20 protein-coding genes are annotated in these 20,533 nt (G+C 28.7%); 19 read left to right on the top strand and 1 reads right to left on the bottom strand.

Going from position 1 to position 20,533, the window contains the following annotated elements; translation table 11 throughout:
- The first annotated feature begins 41 nt into the window (after positions 1 to 41).
- The 17 genes from FNZ64_RS02370 (at position 42) to rho (ending at position 18,254) form a co-directional block, all read left to right on the top strand.
- Positions 42 to 1,043, top strand: a complete 1,002-nt coding sequence (locus FNZ64_RS02370) for a CotS family spore coat protein (RefSeq protein ID WP_142413268.1) — start codon at positions 42 to 44, stop codon at positions 1,041 to 1,043.
- A gap of 331 nt (positions 1,044 to 1,374) precedes the next feature.
- Positions 1,375 to 2,325, top strand: a complete 951-nt coding sequence (gene yabG, locus FNZ64_RS02365) for a sporulation peptidase YabG (RefSeq protein ID WP_142413267.1) — start codon at positions 1,375 to 1,377, stop codon at positions 2,323 to 2,325.
- Positions 2,326 to 2,509: 184 nt separating this feature from the next.
- A complete protein-coding gene (locus tag FNZ64_RS02360) occupies positions 2,510 to 2,746 on the top strand; it encodes a Veg family protein (protein WP_142413266.1) in 237 nt (78 codons plus the stop codon).
- Positions 2,747 to 2,952: 206 nt separating this feature from the next.
- Positions 2,953 to 4,512, top strand: a complete 1,560-nt coding sequence (locus FNZ64_RS02355) for a DUF3794 and LysM peptidoglycan-binding domain-containing protein (protein ID WP_243129176.1) — start codon at positions 2,953 to 2,955, stop codon at positions 4,510 to 4,512.
- 134 nt (positions 4,513 to 4,646) lie between these two features.
- The gene (ispE, locus tag FNZ64_RS02350) at positions 4,647 to 5,492 is read left to right on the top strand and encodes a 4-(cytidine 5'-diphospho)-2-C-methyl-D-erythritol kinase (RefSeq protein WP_142413264.1); all 846 of its coding nucleotides are present in this window, start codon (positions 4,647 to 4,649) and stop codon (positions 5,490 to 5,492) included.
- Between the two features lie 149 nt (positions 5,493 to 5,641).
- A complete protein-coding gene (locus FNZ64_RS02345) occupies positions 5,642 to 5,833 on the top strand; it encodes a CLC_0170 family protein (protein WP_142413263.1) in 192 nt (63 codons plus the stop codon).
- Positions 5,834 to 5,929: 96 nt separating this feature from the next.
- On the top strand, positions 5,930 to 7,390 hold the full coding sequence (locus FNZ64_RS02340) for a spore germination protein (RefSeq protein WP_142413262.1): 1,461 nt from the start codon (positions 5,930 to 5,932) through the stop codon (positions 7,388 to 7,390).
- A gap of 41 nt (positions 7,391 to 7,431) precedes the next feature.
- The gene (locus FNZ64_RS02335) at positions 7,432 to 8,541 is read left to right on the top strand and encodes a GerAB/ArcD/ProY family transporter (protein ID WP_142413261.1); all 1,110 of its coding nucleotides are present in this window, start codon (positions 7,432 to 7,434) and stop codon (positions 8,539 to 8,541) included.
- Complete coding sequence (locus FNZ64_RS02330; protein ID WP_185903653.1) at positions 8,525 to 9,709, top strand: Ger(x)C family spore germination protein; 1,185 nt, start codon at positions 8,525 to 8,527, stop codon at positions 9,707 to 9,709. The genes FNZ64_RS02335 and FNZ64_RS02330 overlap by 17 nt, the downstream gene beginning before the upstream one ends.
- Positions 9,710 to 9,769: 60 nt before the next feature.
- Positions 9,770 to 10,399 (top strand): stage II sporulation protein R, encoded by a 630-nt coding sequence (gene spoIIR / locus FNZ64_RS02325; protein ID WP_142413259.1) that lies wholly within the window; start codon positions 9,770 to 9,772, stop codon positions 10,397 to 10,399.
- A 296-nt stretch (positions 10,400 to 10,695) separates the two neighbouring features.
- A complete protein-coding gene (gene ypeB, locus FNZ64_RS02320; RefSeq protein WP_142413258.1) occupies positions 10,696 to 12,072 on the top strand; it encodes a germination protein YpeB in 1,377 nt (458 codons plus the stop codon).
- 186 nt (positions 12,073 to 12,258) lie between these two features.
- Positions 12,259 to 13,290: a D-alanine--D-alanine ligase family protein gene (locus tag FNZ64_RS02315; protein ID WP_142413257.1), complete on the top strand. Its 1,032-nt coding sequence runs from the start codon at positions 12,259 to 12,261 to the stop codon at positions 13,288 to 13,290.
- Between the two features lie 24 nt (positions 13,291 to 13,314).
- Positions 13,315 to 14,295, top strand: a complete 981-nt coding sequence (locus FNZ64_RS02310; RefSeq protein ID WP_142413256.1) for a tRNA 4-thiouridine(8) synthase ThiI — start codon at positions 13,315 to 13,317, stop codon at positions 14,293 to 14,295.
- A 315-nt stretch (positions 14,296 to 14,610) separates the two neighbouring features.
- The gene (locus tag FNZ64_RS02305; RefSeq protein ID WP_142413255.1) at positions 14,611 to 15,039 is read left to right on the top strand and encodes a YwiB family protein; all 429 of its coding nucleotides are present in this window, start codon (positions 14,611 to 14,613) and stop codon (positions 15,037 to 15,039) included.
- Positions 15,040 to 15,512: 473 nt separating this feature from the next.
- Entirely contained in the window at positions 15,513 to 15,803 is a 291-nt protein-coding gene (locus FNZ64_RS02300) for a ribose-5-phosphate isomerase (RefSeq protein WP_142413254.1), read from the top strand.
- Positions 15,804 to 15,969: 166 nt separating this feature from the next.
- Positions 15,970 to 16,314 carry a hypothetical protein gene (locus FNZ64_RS02295; RefSeq protein ID WP_142413253.1) on the top strand — a complete coding sequence of 115 codons (345 nt, stop codon included), beginning with the start codon at positions 15,970 to 15,972 and terminating at the stop codon, positions 16,312 to 16,314.
- 455 nt (positions 16,315 to 16,769) lie between these two features.
- Positions 16,770 to 18,254, top strand: a complete 1,485-nt coding sequence (gene rho, locus FNZ64_RS02290) for a transcription termination factor Rho (RefSeq protein ID WP_142413781.1) — start codon at positions 16,770 to 16,772, stop codon at positions 18,252 to 18,254.
- Between the two features lie 243 nt (positions 18,255 to 18,497).
- Here rho and rpmE read toward each other — a convergent pair whose 3' ends face one another.
- The gene (gene rpmE / locus FNZ64_RS02285) at positions 18,498 to 18,710 is read right to left on the bottom strand and encodes a 50S ribosomal protein L31 (protein ID WP_142413780.1); all 213 of its coding nucleotides are present in this window, start codon (positions 18,708 to 18,710) and stop codon (positions 18,498 to 18,500) included.
- Between the two features lie 195 nt (positions 18,711 to 18,905).
- Between rpmE and FNZ64_RS02280 the strand changes: the two genes are divergently transcribed.
- On the top strand, positions 18,906 to 19,478 hold the full coding sequence (locus FNZ64_RS02280; RefSeq protein WP_142413252.1) for a thymidine kinase: 573 nt from the start codon (positions 18,906 to 18,908) through the stop codon (positions 19,476 to 19,478).
- A gap of 171 nt (positions 19,479 to 19,649) precedes the next feature.
- Positions 19,650 to 20,504: a peptide chain release factor N(5)-glutamine methyltransferase gene (prmC, locus tag FNZ64_RS02275; RefSeq protein WP_142413251.1), complete on the top strand. Its 855-nt coding sequence runs from the start codon at positions 19,650 to 19,652 to the stop codon at positions 20,502 to 20,504.
- The last annotated feature ends 29 nt before the right edge of the window (positions 20,505 to 20,533 follow it).

Genomic DNA, 20,533 nt, shown 5'->3' with positions numbered 1-20,533 from the left:
CCATATAGGACACATATAAATTTATAGGGGGGTAGATAACAATGATGAGAGAACTAGAAATTGAAAGACAGTTTGATATTAAGATCGAAGAAATGATTCCTAATAAGGGTATATATGAGTTAAATACTGACGAGGGTAAGAAATGTTTAAAAAAAATTAATTATGGAGTCCAAAAGTTATTTTTTATCTATGGAGCCAAAGAGCATCTAATTAAAAATGGCTTTAAAAATATAGATAGATATTATTTAAACACAGAAGGAAATCCTTATGCCTTAGTAAATGAAGATATATATACTTTATCACAATGGATTAAAGGAAGAGAGTGTGACTTTTATAATGACGAAGATATTATGCTTGCTTCTAAAAAGCTTGCAGAGTTACACTTAGCATCGGAGGGGTATGAACCACCTGAAAATAGCAAGTTAAAGAGTGATCTATGCAGGTGGCCTTACTTGATGGAGAAAAGAGTGAACTCCTTTAATAAGATGAAAAACATGGTAAGAAAAAAGAAAAATAAAAAGAGCCAATTTGATATAGAATATATTAAATATATGGACTTTTATAAGGATTTAGGCAAACAGTCTATGGAAATATTAAAGGACTCGCAATATGAAAGCATGTGTGCCGAAGCAGAAGAGAAAATGAGTTTCTGCCATCATGATTATACTTATCATAATATATTAATAGGGGAAAATAATGAGGTAAATGTAGTTGATTTTGACTATTGTAAAAGAGAACTTAGGGTTTATGATATAGCAAATTTCATGACTAAGGTGCTAAAAAGAAGAGATTGGAATATGGAGATTTCAGATCTTATAATAAACTCCTATAATTCAGTTAGCCCACTAAGGGAAGAAGAATATAGAGTTTTATATGCATTTTTATTATTTCCTCAAAGATTTTGGAGATTATGTAACAGATATTATTATAATGAAACAACTTGGATTCAAAATACCTTTAGCAAAAAAATGGAATCATTAGTGAATGAGCAAGAAGTATACATGGAATTTTTAAAGGAATTCAAAGAAAAATATGATCAATAGACAGATTTCTAACTTTGTGGGGAGTTTTTACCACATACAAGGTTAGAAATACTTATGCAGAGATAAAGTTGCTCTTAACTCCAAAAATAAAAAGAAGAGGTACTAAGGCAAATAATTAGGAAGTAAGTAAAGAAGTAGCACAAGTGCTTTTAGTGCTACTTCTTTATTTTTAGGGAAATTCTTTTTTATTAAAGAATTATTAACGTAGTGAAGTATTGATGAAGTAACTTTCATATCCATATGTTCTAACACAGACTATTTTTAAAATTAGGTACCTATTAGCAGATTAATCATATACTAAGGTAAGAGAAGCTTTTGTGGAGGGCATAGTATGGAAGTTGGAGATTTAGTTGTAAGAAAATCTTATGATAAGGATATAACATTTAAGATTATAGAGATTAAAGAGGGAGATGACAATCATAAGATATATATGTTAAAAGGGGTAAATCTAAGAATAGAGGCAGATGCCCTAGAAGAAGATTTAGAAAAGGTTACAGAAAAAAACCTTAGTAAAGCAGATATTATATTTAATAAAAAAATAAATGAGTCCATAAGAAGAGTAATATCTCAAAGAGAGGAAGAGCATAAGACAATTCTGGTGTCTGCACAGAAAGAAAAGGAGGAATATAGGGGAAAAAAGAAAAAACAAAAAGGAGAAAGAAAAAAAAGGGGATATAGGAAAGAAGAGAGCAAAACAAAAGATAATAAACTCACCTTTGGTAGGCCAGGAAGAATACTTCACATTGACGGAGATGCTGATTATTTAGAGGTGTGCTTAAAAACATATAAACAGCTTTCCCTTGAAGCTTTTGGACATGCCATTCCTGAGAGAGAACAATCAAAACACATATTAGAGCTTGTAAATAAGTATAAACCAGATATTGTAGTCATAACAGGACATGATGGTATGATAAGGCATGCCAAAGATTATATGAATATTGAAAATTATAGAAATACAAAATATTTTGTCGAGGCAGTAAAGACCCTTAGAAATTATGAAAATAGTTATGATGATCTTGTTATATTTGCTGGAGCATGTCAGTCTTGTTATGAAGCTATTTTAGATTCAGGAGCTAATTTTGCAAGTTCTCCTAATAGGGTTTTGATTCACTGTCTTGATCCAGTATTAGTTTGCGAGAAAATAGCATATACAAATATTGATAAAATAGTTCCAATACAGGATGTAATAGAAAATACTATAACTGGCTTAAAAGGCATTGGAGGGCTTCAAACTAGAGGTAAATACAGGGAAGGCTTCCCTAAGTCTTCATTTATTAAGTAAAGTATGATATACTATACATGGGATAGGGTAAAATTGTTCTAAATTTGCCCTATTTCATGAAACTTATAGAATATATTAAAAAAAGGTATAAACTATTTAATTTATACCAATACTAATACTGAGGTGATGTTTGCACGTTATTAATTTAAATTAATATAAATACCTTAAGAAAGGGTGTGTTTTAATGGAAGCTAAAAGCCAATTAGGTGTTATTAGGGCAGAAATTGAAAGACATGTAGGAGATAAAGTTAACCTAAAAGATTCTGCAGGAAGAAAAAAGATTTATATTAAAGATGGAGTAATAGAGAAGGCTTATTCTAGTATTTTCACAGTAAAAGTCGAAGGAGACTTTGATAGAAGAGTTGCGTATAGCTACTCAGACATTCTTACAAAAACTGTTCAAATTCAATATATTGCATAAGTAGTTTAAAGTAAATTTGCTTACATATTCTAACTACACATTTTATATCTCGCCTAAAGAATTCAATCAATAAAATTATAACTGTTTATAATAAAAATAGACATATTAACATAATACCATAAAAATTTTTAAAATATCCTCATAAATTCTTAAAATACATTATATACATTAATTAGTAGGTATTTTAAGGAGGAGGTAAGTTGAGTATGGAACTTGTTAAAGAAAGTATAGAGTATGAACAGTTATTAGGGGAAGACTATGCTGACACTGTATTAAGAGATGAATATGTCATTCCGGATACTCATCCAGACGTAGGGGAAATTCTTATGTTGGATGCTAAACCAAGGATTACAAATGTTCAGGTTCTTCAAGAAAAGGTTTTTATAGAAGGGGTAATGGACTATAATCTTATGTATGTAAATAGGGGTGAAGAGGGCTCAGAAGTTCATGGAGTCAAGTACTCTACATCTTTTGTGAATAATATAGATTGTAATGGTGCTACTTCTGATATGAATTGTGAAGCTGAATGTTTTGTAGAACATATAGAATGCAACGTTGTTAATGAAAGAAAAGTTTGCATAGAAGGCATAGTAAAATTAAAAACAGAAGTTTACAACAAATATAGCTACGAAATTGTAAAAGATATTAGAGAATCAGAAGATATACAGTTTTTTAGAAACCCTGTATTTGTTGATAAAATTGTAGAAAATGCATCAACAGATTTAATGGGGGAGTGTAGCGTTAAAATTCCAATGGAAAAACCCCAAATAGGCAAAATAATGAAATGGGATGTGAATTTGCATAAGAAGGACGTAAAAATCCTTGAGGGCATGTTAAAGTTAGAAATGTGGGCAAAGGTAAAATTACTGTATAAAGCACCTGAAAATCATAGGGATATATACACTATTTGCGAAGATGTATTTATAGAAAAAGAAGTTCCTTTAGAAAGAGCAAAAGAAGGTATGGATAACTTTACAGCTTATGAAGTTTTAGACCTAGATTATTCTATTAAAGAAGATGATTTAGGGGAAAACAGAATTGTAGATATGGTAATTATGGCTAAGGCCAATACTAGAGTTATGTGTAAAGAAGAAATTCATACCATAGAAGATGCATATTCTCCATCTATGATTTTAAATATGGAAAAGAAAAAATATAACATGAACATTATTCATCATCAAATAAGTGTGGAAAGAGAAATACGTGGTGATATAGAATTAGATAGTTCTATGCCGAGACCAAGAGAAATAATATTATGCCATGCTGACTTAAATATAACAGATAAAAAGCTAGTAGAAGATAGAATTGTTGTTGAAGGAATAATGAAAACTAATGTGTTATATAAAACTGGGGAAGAGGAAAATCAAATCTGTTCAATTGAAGATCAAATCCCTTTTAGTACAGCAGTTGATGTTGAAGGTGCCAAAATAGATATGCAATCTCTTTGCAGAATTGCTTTAGAAGATGTGGATGCAGAAATACAAGGCGGAAATATATCTATAAAAGCAGTTAGTAAAATATATGTACGTGTTAATTATACGGATAATAAAGAATTTTTAATTCATGTTGAAAAAGGTGAGGGAGAACTTCCAAAGAAAAAAGCTAGTATTATAATATATTCAGTTCAATCTGGAGATACTTTATGGAAGATAGCAAAAAGGTATAATACTACTGTAGAGACCATTGTAAAAGTTAACGAAATTGAAGATCCGGAAAATATTAAAATAGGCTCAAAGCTTATTATACCAGGAAGAGCCCTTATATAATATTTAATGATTATAGCCTCAAATTATTTTGGGGCTATATTTTTTTAAAAAGTTTTATGGACTAAGGAAATTTTAATGATATAATATGTAGAGAAATAAGGTACCATTAAAACTTAGGGAGGATATTTTTAACAATGATGTGGAAGGCTTATGCAAAAGTCAATTTATCCCTAGATGTAATAGGAAAAAGGGATGATGGTTATCATCTTTTAAAGATGATAATGCAACAGATAGATTTATATGATCTTATAGAAATAAAAGAAAATGAAAAAAAAGAGATTAAAATATTTTGTGATAAACCATATGTACCCTTAGATAATAGAAATTTAGCATACAAAGCTGCTGAATTATTTATGAAAACTTATAATATAAATGTGGGTATAGATATAAAAATACAAAAAAATATTCCTGTATCTGCAGGACTAGCAGGGGGAAGTACTGATGCTGCTGGTGTTCTAAGGATAATGAGAGAAAAATATAAAAAAGACTTAAAGTTAGAAGAACTTATGGAATTAGGACTTAAAATTGGATCAGATGTACCTTATTGTATAAAGGGTGGAACAGTATTATGTGAAGGTATAGGAGAGAAAATGATTTCATTAAAACCTTTTAGGGGAGCTATATTAGTTCTTGTGAAACCTAATTTTGGGGTATCTACTAAGGAAGTGTATAAAAATTTAGATGTTAGTAAAATATATAAACATCCTGATACGGAATCTTTAATAGGGTTTATGGAAAAGAGAGATATGAGAAGTCTTGGAGGAAATATAAAAAATGTATTAGAAAATGTTACAGTAAGTACTTATCCAACTATTGCAAATATTAAAAGAGAGATGCTACAACTTGGTGCATTGGGAAGTTTAATGAGTGGTAGTGGGCCTACAGTTTTTGGGATTTATGAAGATATGTTAAAGGCACAAAGAGCCTATGACTATTTTAAAAATATGTATAATGATGTTTTCATAACGAGAACATTATAGTACTTTGCATAAAATATTATAAATTAGTAAAAACTATTTAAGCATACAAAATTATATATGCTTAAATAGTTTTTATTTTTATAGAAAATTCCTGGAAACCTTCTTTGTTTACTTAGGAGGATGAGAGGTATTAATTTAAGGGGGTATTCATGAGATATTTTGAATTATTTGATATTCATTTTTTAATTTTAAACTTAGTAAATAGTTGTATTTTAATACAGGTAGATGGGAAGCAATTTAAGAAATCAAAAGACTCTACTAGAGAGAAAAGGGCTAAAAAATTAGGATATTTATTAATTATAGCCTCCTTTATACTTTTCATTATAAGAAGTTTTATATAAATTAGGGACTGAATTGTTTTTTGAATTTATTAGAGCAGGGCTTCATCAGATTAATTTTTATTATTAGTGATTTAACAAAAGGAAGGATGTGAAGAAATGAGAGAAGAAATTAGAGAAAACATAGATATATGGTCAAAAGAAAATATAGGATATTTAAAGGAATTACTAAGTGATAATTCAGATATAGTATATAGGAGTTTTTACCTCCAAGATAGAAATGTAGCATTGGTATATGTAGATGGTCTAGTGGATAAGATGCTTATTAATGAACATGTTGTAGAACAAATTATGGAGAGTTATCGTGAAGTTAACAATGCCGCAGAGATAAAAGATAAATTGTTATCAGTTTCTGATATAAAAGAAATAGATAACATGGTAGAAGGGGTAAAGGCTATACTCTCTGGAGACACATTAATGTTTGTAGATGGGTTAAAAACAGCATATGTAATTGCTAGTCGTGGCTGGCCTGCAAGAGGGGTTTCAGAACCTTCTGGGGAGACTGTAATTAGAGGTTCTAGAGAAGGCTTTGTTGAAACTATAAGGTTTAACACAGCCTTAATAAGAAGAAGAGTTAGAGATATAAATCTTAAAATTAAATCTGAAAGTATAGGAGTAAGGTCTAAAACCGATGTGGCAATAATGTATATAGAAGATATAGTAAATAAAGAGGCTTTAAAGGAGTTAAATAATAGAATTCAAGATATAAATATAGATGCTATACTTGATAGTTCTTATATAAGTTCTTTTATAGAAGACAATAAATACTCTCCATTTCCACAAATACAAAGCACAGAAAGGCCAGATGTGGTAGCAGCAGCTCTATATGAAGGGAGAATTGCCATATTAGTAGATAATTCACCTTTCGCTATTATAGTTCCCACTATTATGGCTAATCTATTTCAATCTCCAGATGATTATTACCAAAGATGGCTAGATAGTTCTGTAATTAGGATGCTTAGATTTTTATCCATATTTATTTCAATAATTATGCCAGGGTTATATGTGGCTATAACATCTTTTCATACTTCTATAATTCCAACAAAATTAGCTTATTCTATAGCAGCATCAAGAGAGGGTGTGCCATTTCCAGCATTTATAGAAGCTATAATTATGGAAGTAAGTTTAGCTCTTTTAATAGAAGCTGTAGCTAGGCTTCCTAAAGCTATAGGAGCAACTATAGGTATTGTGGGAGGTTTAATAATAGGTCAGGCAGCTGTAAGCGCAGGTATAGTAAGCCCTATAATGATAATTATATTAGGACTTACAGCTATTACTACATTTATAACTCCTAATTATGAAATAACAGCAGCTTTTAGATATATTAGATTCTTATTAATTATATTATCTTCAATTTTAGGATTATATGGAATAATATTAGGACTTATTATAGTTTTAATTCATTTAGTAAAATTAAAGAGTTTTACAATTCCATATTTGGCACCAATGGTTTCTCCTAATTTTAAAGACTTCAAGGATTTATTTATTAGAATTCCAATTAAATACTTAAAAGAAAGACCTGCTTATATGAAAACTGGGGATAAAATAAGACAAAAGTAAGAAAGGAGGTGAAGAACTTACTATTCACAGTAAGTTTAATTATGAAAGATGATTTTAAAATAGGAAATTATGGTATATTTTGCACTATGATTGTAAGCATAATAGGTATAAATATATTTTCTTATCCTAGAATTGTAAGCAATCTAGTGGAAACGGAAGGATGGATAGTAACAATATTAGCTTCTTTAATTATAATTTTTCTTTTAAATCTAGTGTATAAGACCGTAGAGCTAAATAGGTTTAAAAGTTTTAGTGAGATGGTTAAAGATAATTTTGGAGTATTTTTTGGAAAAATAGTATTATTGTTTTTTTCAATATACAATATAGTTTTTACAGCATATGCTTTAAGGATATTCGTAGAAGTTGTAAAAATGCATCTTTTAGAGAGGACTCCTTCAGAGGTTATAATACTTCTACTTATAATTGTTTCTGTATTTCTTGTAAGGGGAGGACTAGATTCAGTAATTAAGTTTAATGAGATAATATTTTTCATTGTATTTATACCCTTAACTATAACTTTACTTTTAACTTTAACTAATGCGGATTTAACCAATGTATTGCCTGTTTTTAACAATCCACCTAAGGCTTATATGAAGGGAACATTTAAAATTTTATTTTATTTTCTAGGAGCTAATATATCTTATATGATAGTCCCTTATGCAAAGAATAGGGTAAGTGTAAAAAAAACACTTGTTATGTCTCAAATCTTTGTTGCTATTGCTTATATAGTAGTAACAGTAATATCTCTAGGTGTCTTTGGAAAAACGCAAGTACAAAGCTTAATTTGGCCTACCATAGCTAGTATTAGAACTATAGAAATCCAGGGTTCTTTTATTGAGAGATGGGAAGGTGTGGTTATGGTATTTTGGGTTGTATTTTTCTTTATAAGTTTTGTAAATATGTATTTATTCTCATCACAACTTACAAATGAATTATTAAACTTAAAAGATGTAAAATTGACTACAGCTATTTTGGCTCCAATATTTTATATAATTTCTTTAAGTAGCGAGAATATAGCTCAAATATATGAAATAACTGAAAAAAATATATATATTATTTCTGGGATAATAATGCTTTTATTTCCTATAATAATGTACCTTCTTACAAAATATAGAAAAAGGAGGGGAGATAAATTTGAAGAGGAAATTTAGATTTACTTGTTTTCTTTTGGCAATTTCTTTTATATTAACAGGTTGTTGGGATAAAACTGAAATAGATAGAAGAGCATTTATTTCTACCATATCTATTGATCCAGGAGAAGAAATAGGAAAATCACAAGAGTTAAAGGGAATAAAAGAGGATGAAATCTTCCAAGAGAGACAAATAAAAAAAATCAATGTTACATATAGTTTTCCGGATATAAGCTCTTTAGGGCCTAATGTTTCAGGTACATCAGCAGAAAAAACTATAAAAACTCAGTCATACTCCATGGAAGGTTCCATATCGGAAGCTACAAGTAAAAGTAGTAGAAGTATACATTTAGGACATAGTAAAATGCTTGTTTTAAGTGATGCTATGTTTTCTTATCCAGAGGTTGTTAAGGAAATTGTAGATTATTTTAGAAGAAATCCTACGATAAATAGGAGTATGAATGTAGTTGTAGCAGAAGGAAATGCTGAAGACTATGAGAAGTTTAAACCTTCTATGGAACAAAACTTCCAAAGCTATATAAATGGACTTATGGAGAATAGTGATAAAAATTCAACTATAATACCCATGACCTTAAATGAACTTCTAAAACTTCTAGAAGAAAACGGAAATGCTATTATTCCATATATAAAAATGAATAAAAAAGAAAATGAAGTTTCAGTGTATGGTATAGCATTAATTAAAAATTATGAGTTAATAGGAGTTTTAAATTCTATAGAAACATCAGATGTTGAAATCTTAAGAGGAAAAGCAAAGGGTGGAACTAAAGTTATTTATAAAGAAGGTCATCCTATTAATTATTCTATTGAAGGTATAGAAAGAAAATTAAGAGTTACAGAAATAAATGAGAAAAAACTTAAAATGGATATAGATATAAACTTAGAAGGTTCAGCAAAGTCCTTTACAGTAGATAAGAAACTTCTTTCTTCAAAGGTTCTAGCTGAATATGAAAAAAACTTTGATAAAACTTTAAGTATGGAGTGTAATAAAATTCTTAAAGTGATTCAGGAGAAATATAATATAGAACCCTTTGCAATTAAGGAATATCTTGAAAAATATCACCCATATAAGTGGAAAAAAGTTCAGGGGAATTGGGAAGAAATATATAAGAATGCAGAATTTAATGTGAATATAAAAACTAAAATTAGAAGAATTGGTATAACTCAGTGATTAAAATAGGAAAATATGGATATAATTTAGATACAATAATTTACTAGGGGGAATACCAATATGAAAAGAACTATAGTATTTATAATAATATCTATATTATTGTTTTGTTTAGTGGGAAATAATGCAAAGGGATATAATAAAAGTGAAGAAGAAATAGTAGAAAATATATCATCTAAGATAATTAGATTTCATGTTATAGCTAATAGTGACTCTAAAGAAGATCAAGAACTTAAATTAAAAGTTAGAGATGAAATATTAAAATATATATCTCCAAAATTAAAAAATTCAAAGGATATTAAAGAGTCTAGAAAAATATTAAAAAAACATAATAAAGAAATCATAGATATAGCAAAATCAGTAGTAGAGAAAAATGGTTACAATTATAAAGTACAATCTACACTATCAAGAGAAAATTTTCCTCAAAAGACATATGGTAATATAACTCTTCCACAAGGAAATTATGAAGCATATAGAATAATAATAGGAACAGGATATGGACACAATTGGTGGTGTGTTATGTTTCCACCATTATGCTTTATAGACGAAAGTAAATCAAAGGTGGATGAAGAGGCAACGGAAAAAGAAATGAAAATGGTTTTGGATAATGAAGAGTACGATTGTATAAATAATTCAAATAAGCATAAAATTAAAGTTAAGTTTAAAATATTTGAACTTTTAGGTAAGAAATAAATATAGTTCTTAAGGTCTGAGAGAGTTTTGATACATTTAAAGCTTAGAAATTATTATCCATGGACGTAACTGCTATAATATTACCAATTTGAAGAAGATTAGAGTATTAGGGCACATAGTAATAAGATAAGAGAAAATTTAAAATTACAATATATAGGAGAGGGGCACTTTTATAAAGAGTACTCTTCTATTTTTTTTACATAAATATTAAGAGGTTTTTTATTATTTATACATACTATAGGGGATTTAGTAAAAACTAATAATATATTTTTAAGATAAGGATAGGAGGATATTTTATGAAAGAGAGCAAAAAAAGAATCACATACACACTTATAGCTACAATGATTATTGTTTTTTCCACTACCTTTGCAATGCTTATGACCTTAGAGAGAATAGACTATAGAAATTATTTGCAAAGTCAGTATAGCAAAAACCTTTACAATATGGTAAGTTCTGTTGAGAACATTAGAAGTAACCTAGGTAAAGCGGCAGTTGTAGGTTCAAAAGAACAAAGAATAACTGTTTTTGAAGAGATTTTTAGGCATGCATCTATGGCAAATGAAAATCTTCACTCCCTACCAATTTCTCAAAACACTTTAGGTAATACTAGTAAGTTTTTAGCTCAAGTTGGAGATTTTTGTTATACCTTAGCTAAAAACTCTTCAAAAGATGTTCAATTAACTGATAAACAAGTTAATTTAATTGATGATTTAGAAATGCAGGCATACTCCTTAGAAACAGAGCTAAACTCTATATTAAGTGATGTTAATAGGGGAAAAGTAAAATGGTCAGAATTAAGAAAGAAAACTTCTACAGTATTTGCTAAGGAAAATAATAGTGTAGGAAATAAGTTTGAAGGTATACAAAAACAAATAAGTCAATACCCTGTTTTAATATATGATGGGCCTTTTTCAGACAATACCCTTAATATCAAACCAAGAGTTAGAAATGAAAAAGAAGTTTCTGTGGAAAAAGCAAAGGAAAGTATAGAAAAATTATATGGAAAAGAAAACATAGTTAAAATAAGTGAAGTAAAGCGCCATACAGATAAGAAAACAAAAGTTATTATACCTTCTTATAGATTTAATATTAATTTAAAAAATGAAAAACAGGGTGAGAGTATAGTTGCAGAAGTAAGCAAAAATGGTGGGCATGTTATGTACTTACTATATAACAAGGCTAAGGCAAAACCAACTATAAAGCCAGAAGAAGCAGAAACTATAGCCTTGAAAAAGTTACAGGATATGGGTTATAGGAATATGAAAGCAAGTTACAGACTAAAGTACGAAGACTCTATATTAGTAAACTATGTATATAAACAAGGTAATACAACTATATATCCAGATCAAATAAAGGTTAAAATATCTTTAATTGATGGAGAAGTAATAGGAATTGAAAGTGATAAATATTTAGTTTCACATATAGAAAATAGAAAAATACCTAGTCCTAAAATAACCTCTGAGAAGGGGAAAGAAAGAATAAGTAAAAGACTAGAAATAAGCAGTATAAACTTAGCTATTATTCCAACAGAAAGCAATGAAGAAGTCTTATGTTATGAATACTTAGGAACTTATAAAGGGAAAAAATATTTAGTATATATTAATGCTGAAACCGGATATGAGGAGAGAATAGTTGAAATCATTAACACTCCAAATGGAGAACTTACTATTTAGTTTTTAAATTTATTTTAACAATTTATTATATATACTTTTAAAAATCCCTATCTAATTATATAATATAATGTGAAACTTAGTTCAGATGGAGTTATTGCTCTATCTGAACTTTAACATGGTTGAATTTATTTTTTTATATTGTAGTAATTAAGATGATTTCAGTAATTAAGATAGAGGAGAGATAAAATGAAAAAAAAAGTTGCTATATTATTTGGGGGTCAGTCTACTGAGCATGAAGTATCTAGAGTTTCTGCATCATCAGTTTTAAAAAACATAGATGAACAAAAATATGATGTGTATCCTATAGGTATAACAAAGTCTGGAAAATGGTTTGAATACACAGGAGATATAGAAAATATAAAAAGTGGTAAATGGGAAGAGGATCAATTCTACAAGAAACCTGAGGGAGAAAAAATTTTATTTAACAAAGAAGTTGATGTAGTATTTCCAGTGCTTCATGGATTATATGGTGAAGATGGTACAATTCAAGGAATGTGTAAGCTTCTAAATCTTCCTTGTGTGGGACCTGGAGTTATGTCTTCTGCAGTTTGTATGGATAAGGTGTATACAAAGTATGTTCTAGAGAGATTTGGAATAAAGCAAGCAGATTATGTAGTTGTTACAGCTTTTGATTACAAAAATAATAAGGAAGAACTAATAAATAAAATTGAAAATAAGTTAGGATACAATTTATTTATAAAACCATCTAATAGTGGATCTTCTGTTGGTATTACTAAGGCTCATAATAGAGAAGAATTAGTTAATGGTATAGAAGAAGCACTTAAATTTGATAGAAAAATATTAGTGGAAGAAGCTTTAAATGCAAGAGAAATTGAAGTTTCAGTTTTAGGAAATGATGATCCTAAAGCTTCAATACCTGGAGAAATAATTCCAGCAAAAGAGTTTTACGATTATGAAGCTAAATATCAAAACGAAGATTCTAAGCTTTTAATTCCTCCTGCTTTAGACAATGCTAAACTAGAAAATATAAGGGAAACAGCAGTAGAGGTATATAAAGCATTAGATTGTGCAGGCATGGCTAGGGTAGACTTCTTAGTAACTAAGGATAATGATGAAGTGTATTTAAATGAGGTAAATACTATACCAGGATTCACTAGTATAAGTATGTACCCAAAAATGTGGGAAGCTACAGGCATTTCTTATAAAGATTTAATAGATAACTTAATTGAACTTGCTATTGAAAGAAAAGATGGTTAACTAAAGAGAGGGGCAAATTACAACATGACAAGAGCAATAGCTATGGTTTCCGGTGGGTTAGACAGTATACTTGCAGCTAAACTTATTAAAGAACAAGGTATAGAGGTTATAGGAATATGCTTTAAATCCTTATTTTTTAATGAAGAGCATGCAAGAAGAATGGTTAAGCAAATAGAAATTCCATTAGAAGTTATAGATTTTTCGGAAGAACATTTTAATATGGTAAAAAACCCTAAACACGGGTATGGTAAAAATATGAATCCATGTATAGATTGCCATGCCATGATGATGAGATGTTCTGGAGAATTATTAAATAAATTTAACGCTGATTTTATAATAACTGGAGAAGTTGTAAATCAAAGACCTATGTCTCAAAATAGATCTGCTTTAAATTTAGTAAAAAAAGAATCTGGGATAGGACAAAAGATATTAAGACCCCTATGTGCATTAAATCTAGAACCTACAGAGATGGAAGAAAAGGGCCTAGTAGATAGAGAAAAATTATTAAATATATCTGGTAGAAATAGAAAGGTTCAAATGGAGCTTGCTGAAAAATGGGGTATAGTTGATTATCCATCACCAGCAGGAGGATGTAAGTTAACAGAACCTAACTTTTCAAAGAGATTAAAAGACTTACTTAAGCATAATGAAAATCCTACATTTAAAGATATAGAACTTTTAAAGATAGGAAGACATTTTAGAATAAGTAATAATGCTAAAATAATATCTACAAGATTACAAGAAGAAACTCCACTTCTAAAGTCTTTTTTAACAAAGGAAGATTTGTACATGCTATGCAATGATTTCAAGGGTTCCTCTGTTGCTATAATTGGTGATTATACAGAGGAAGATCTAAAGCTTGCTGCTAAGGTAACTGTTAGGTATAGTAAGGGGAGAGAAGAAGAGAATGTAAAGGTTAAGTATGGAGAGTTTGGTACCAACTTAAACAACATTTTATATAGTAATAGTGCAACAGAAGATGAATTAAAAGAATATATGATATAAATTAATAGCTGTGTTAGGAGCAAATGTTCATATGAGACTCACTTCATCACTGATTCACTACGTTAAGAATTTCTATTATTTCTTCCGTAAATATTACTAAAGTTTTAAAACTCCATATGCTCAAAGATTAAAACTTTTTTACGTAATATTTACTACAAAAATAATGAAATTCTAAAACTTGCTCATAGGTGATTACGTAACCATCATATGAACAAAATTGTTTAACAAGAACCTTTAATAAAAAATAAGGCTGCATTAGAAGTAAATGCCTAAGAAGGTTAAATTAATATATAAGATAAATTAAGGTGGGAGTATATGAATAAAAAAGCTATAATATCTGTAATTAGCAAACAAAAGGGCAGTGCAGAGGATATTATTGAGGTAGTAACTCCAGGGAAGTTTTATAAAAAAAATGATAAATATTATATAGTTTACGAGGAAACAGAACTTTCAGGAATGGAAGGCACCATGACTACATTAAAGGTAGAAGAGGATGAGTTTACTTTGATTAGAAATGGAGCTATTAACTCTAAAATGAATTTTAAGAAGAATAATATAGATCACATACTTTATAGTACTCCACAAGGAACTTTAAGTTTCTCCATGGACATTTTAAAAGTAAATATAGATTTAAATGAATGTGGTGGAGAAGTGTATGCTAATTACAATTTAAATTTAGGAGAAGGACAAATTGTTTCTACAGAATTAAATGTTAAAGTAAAAACAATTGAAGAGTTAAATTAATTATAAGCTTATATTAAAAATAACTTGAAAAGTTAAAAACTTTTCAAGTTATTTTTTTATATGCCACTGTTAGAGAAACATGTTGATATGAAAGTCACTTCATCACTGATTCGCTAGCTTAAGAATTTCTATTATTTCTTCCGTAAATATTACTAAAGTTTTAAAACTCGCTTTGCTCAAACATTAAAACTTTTTTACGTAATATTTACTACAGGAATAATGAAATTCTAAAAGCTTGCTTATATGTGATTACGTAACCATCATATCAAGAAAATCTCTGACAAAGTCTTTAATAAAAAATTAATGGTTAACTACTTTTAAATAAGATTGTGTTAGAGAAACATGTTGATATGAAAGTCACTTCATCACTGATTCGCTACATATAAATAAAAATGTGTAATAAAGCTTTTTATGAAGGTTTAAAAATAAAATATATGTAAATAATCTAAATAAAAGTAGCTGAGGTGATTTATATGTTTTTTCAAAATAAATATGAAAAGATTATAAAAATGATATGTGATATAAGAGGGGTAGAAAGAGAAGAATTGTTAGTAATATTAGAGGAAGAAGAGTGTAGAAATCTATTATTTCTTATGCTAAAAAAATATAACTGCTTAGATGAGGAAAAAATAAGAGATGATTTTAAAATAGAAAATATTAAATCAAAAAGTAAGGTGGCAGAAGAAAAGTTTTTTATAAATAAGGAATTTAGGGATACATACTTTGAAGTAGTAAAGGCATTTGAGAGAAACAATATAATTTGAAATTGGTTAAAATTATAAATAATTAAAGTTAATAATAAAAACCAACTTTAAGGAAAATTGGTTTTAAGTTTATTTTCTATTTATAAAATTTTGTATGAAGGGATTTTATATATTTTATAGAATTATAAATATATAGGGTTAAACGTATTAATTTAGGGGTGATGAAATGGATATAAGTATGGAAATGGTATTAGCTTCAAAGGGAAGAGACCTTTCTTACAATATACAAGAACTAAATTTATTTTCCTTAAGAGAGAAAAATCAAATATCTAAAGAAGTTTACATAAACAAGAAGAAAAATGGGGACATGGTTTTTTCAGTGTTTTGTAATATCTGTGAGGAATATCATCTATACAATATGCCATTAAAAAATTTAATTAAAAAAAATATACTAGTCTTAGGATGTAATGCACTAGGTATTCCACTTATTATTTTAGGTAAAAAAGAAGATGTTGAAAATTTAGTTTTGCATCATAACTCTGTTAATTATAAGTTAAAAGCTATATTTTAATATGAGCAGGAGCAATTGCTCATATTTTTTGTTGTATTTTTATCAAAGTTGAATTAAAATAGATTCAATAGGATATAATTAAAAGAATAAAAGCATTTCATAATAAATTAAGTTTTTTGCTTCATAGCTAGTCTTTAATCTGAATGAAGCTTAGAAATCCTTATTCAGGGACGTAGCTCCTCTTTACCCTAATTTTAAAGAAGGTGGAAGTATTAGAGGAGGTAGTCATCGGATAAATTTTATCTCTAAAATAAATCCCAGAAATAATATAAATTTTTTAAATTATAGATTTTAGTAAAGCACCAATATGTTTTTATGAGTAAGAATATCCTAAATTATGAAGAAAAGTGAATAAATAATAAAATTATTGCAAATGGAAAAAATAGTAGAAGGGAGGCAACATCTAGTTTAAGTAACAACTTAAGGTTATATCTAGGTGTGACTATGTGAATAATATGGATTTATCCAATAAGAGTTTAAATGAGCTAAAGGTAATTGCTAAGGAATTAGGTGTTAAAAACATATCAAAATTTAGAAAATCAGAATTGATAGAAGAAATTAATAAACAATCAACAGATACATTTTTTGTTGAAAAAGATGGAGTTATATTAAAGGAAAAAATATCACCTAAAAATCAAGAAAACGGTAATGAAGAAAAAGTGAAGAACTACAGTAATTCTAATGAAAATCCTTCTAAAGAAAATACCCCAGTGAGGAATTTTGATAATTACAAAAGAGAACAAGAAAATAAAAAAGAAAAGTTAAAAGAGATGATAGGAGAATCTAATAGTGCTAAAGGTGTTTTAGAACTTATAGATAATAATAGTTTTGGTTTTTTAAGAGGGGACAACTATTTATCCTGTTCTGATGATATTTACGTTTCACCATCGCAAATAAGAAAGTTTAACTTAAAAACTGGAGATGAAGTTAAGGGAAAAGTAAGAATTCCAAAAGAAGGGGAAAAATTTAGAGCCTTACTTTATGTTGAAAGTATAAATGGAGAATCACCTGAAAAGGCCATTGGTAGAGAACCTTTTGAAAAATTAACGCCTATTTATCCTGAAGAGAGGCTATTTTTAGAAAGAGATAAGGAAGATATATCTCCTAGGCTTATGGATATAATTTGTCCTATAGGTAAGGGGCAAAGAGGACTTATAGTAGCACCCCCTAAAGCAGGTAAAACAACATTACTACAAAAAGTAGCTAATAGTATAACTAAAAATCACCCTAATGTGAAATTAATTGTATTATTAATAGATGAGAGACCTGAGGAAGTAACTGAGATGCAGGAAAAGATTAAAGGTGATGTTATTTATTCTACCTTTGATGAAGAGCCTTCACATCATATAAAAGTCGCTGATATGGTCTTAGAGAGAGCTAAAAGAATGGTAGAACAAGGTCAAGATGTCTTTATATTAATGGATAGTTTAACAAGACTTACTAGAGCTAATAACTTAGTAATTGAACCTACAGGAAGAACTTTATCTGGGGGGTTAGACCCAGGTGCACTTATAAGACCTAAAAAGTTTTTTGGTGCTGCAAGAAATATAAAAAATGGTGCTAGTTTAACTATTTTAGCTACAGTACTTATTGAAACAGGAAGTCGTATGGATGATATGATATTTGAAGAATTTAAAGGCACAGGAAACATGGAAGTTCACTTAGATAGAAAACTACAAGAAAGAAGAATTTTCCCAGCCATTGATATTTATAAATCAGGAACTAGAAGAGAAGATCTATTATTATCTAAAGAAGAACAAGAGGTTGGATTTAGTATTAGAAGGCATATGTATAAAGAAGGAACAGCTCAAAATGTAACTGAGAAGTTAATTAATCTTCTTGGAAAGACGGATGGTAATAAAGAGCTAATATATATGCTAAATAAGAATTTTGAATTAATAACAAAGGATAGGGAGAATAAAGACTATAGAATAAGATAGCAATCATATGAACAAAAATGTCTAACAAAGCTATATATCAAAATAACTTGCAAATTTAAGCTGATTTTGCAAGTTATTTGTATTTTAATTATGAAAGCAAATTATAATTATTAGGTAAAGTTACAATTACAAAAGAGAGTTATAATTATAGAGTAGGGTTGCAATTATAAAAGAAAGCTATAATTATAAAGTAAAGTTCCAGGTATAAAAAAAATAAAGAAGGTTAAACCTTCTTTATTAAAACTATTCTTCAGCTTTGATATTGAATTTCTTCATGAATCTATCGATTCTACCACCTTGGTCTACAACTTTTTGTTTACCAGTAAAGAATGGGTGGCATTTAGAACAAATATCCACTTTAAGCTCTGGCTTTACTGATCCAGTTGTGAATGTATTACCACAAGCACATTTAACTACAGCTTCACTGTGGAATTCTGGTTGTAATTCCTTTTTCATCGTGTTCACCTCTTCTTAAAACAATATGGTTGTATACCCGTCTTATCAACTTCTTAATTTTAGCACAAGCATATATTTAAGTCAATAATACTTTACTATTTATAAAATTAATTCTATCTGATAAAATGATATATGAAAAAACAGAGGTAATAATATATTAAAGCAAAAGATGGATTTGGTTTTGGGAGGAAAGCTATGGATATATTAAGAAATCATGGTTGGTTAGAGGTTATAGTAGGACCTATGTATAGTGGTAAGTCCGAGGAATTAATAAGAAGAGTTAGAAGAGCAGAAATAGCAAAACAAAAGGTTTTAGTATTTAAACCTGCTATAGATAATAGGTATAGCAAAAAAGATGTGGTATCTCATTGTGGCGATAAGATAGAGGCTATAGCAGTAAGTAATTCTAGAGACATATTAAATTATATTGACAAAGATACTAAAGTGGTAGCTATAGATGAAGTGCAATTTTTTTCAGAAGATATAGTAGATACTATAAAAAAACTTACTAAAGAAAACAAAAGAGTGATTTGTGCAGGACTAGATATGGATTTTAGGGGGGAACCCTTTGGAGAAGTGCCTAAACTTTTAGCAATTGCAGAATATGTTCAAAAGGTTAGTGCTATTTGTGTGTGTTGTGGAAATCCAGCTACTAGAACACAGAGATATATAAATGGAGTTCCAGCAAAATATAAGGATCCAGTAGTTTTAGTAGGTGCAAGAGAAAGTTATGAGGCTAGATGTATTGAGTGTTACATTGAACCGTAGCCACTCTTTTTTATCCCTTTGAAGAAGAGGGGAAGATTAGAGTTGAGGAGTAAGAGTTAAGAAGTAAGACGTGGGAATTATATTTACATTTCCCTTATTCATCTAATTTAGAACTTAAAAATTATGAGTGAAGGTTGGGATGTTAAGTTATTAGGTTAGGGTGGTGATAGAGTGTTAATAGGTGAAGCTTTAAGAGAAGCATATAAAATTTTAAAAGATGAAAATATAGAAAGTTATATGATAGATTCACAACTTTTACTTTCAAAGGTTTTAAATAAAGATAAAGTGTTTATAATGGTAAATAGGGAATATGAGCTTAAAGAAGAAGAAGAAAAACTATTTTTTAAGTATATAAGTTTAAGAAAAAATCATATGCCTGTAAAATATATTTTAAATCAGTGTGAGTTTATGGGATTAAATTTCTATATAAAAGAAGGGGTTTTGATTCCAAGACCTGATACAGAAATTCTTGTGGAATGGGCAATAGATAAAATAAAGGAAGAAAAATTAATTAAAGTATGTGATCTTTGTTGTGGTAGTGGAGCTATTGGAGTTTCTATTGCTACTTACATTAAGGAAAGTACTGTAGATTTATATGATATTTCAAAAGATGCAATAGAAGTTACAGAGAAAAATATAAGAAATTTTAGTTTATCCAATGCAAAAGTTCACTATAGTGACCTTTTAGAAACCCCTATTAAGGAGAATAAAACGTACGATATTTTTCTATCTAATCCTCCATATATCGAAGAGAAGGAAATAGATGCTTTAATGAATGATGTTAAAAATTACGAGCCTCACCTAGCCCTGTCAGGTGGAGAAGATGGACTTTATTTCTACAGAAATATAATAAAAGATTTATATAAGGTATTAAATAAAGGTGCTTATATAGGTTTTGAAATAGGGTACAATCAAGGAGAAGCTGTAGGGAAGCTTTTAGATAAAGAGGGTTTTAATAACATAGAAGTTTTAAAAGATTTAAGTGGATTGGATAGAGTAGTTACAGCAATTTATTGTGAAGAATAGATGTTTATGATATAATATTATAATGTTAA

Source organism: Hathewaya massiliensis (genome assembly GCF_902143515.1).
GTDB lineage: Bacteria > Bacillota > Clostridia > Clostridiales > Clostridiaceae > Hathewaya > Hathewaya massiliensis.
The sequence above is the reverse complement of the archived record's forward strand: the minus strand, read 5'-3'. Positions and strand labels throughout refer to the sequence as shown.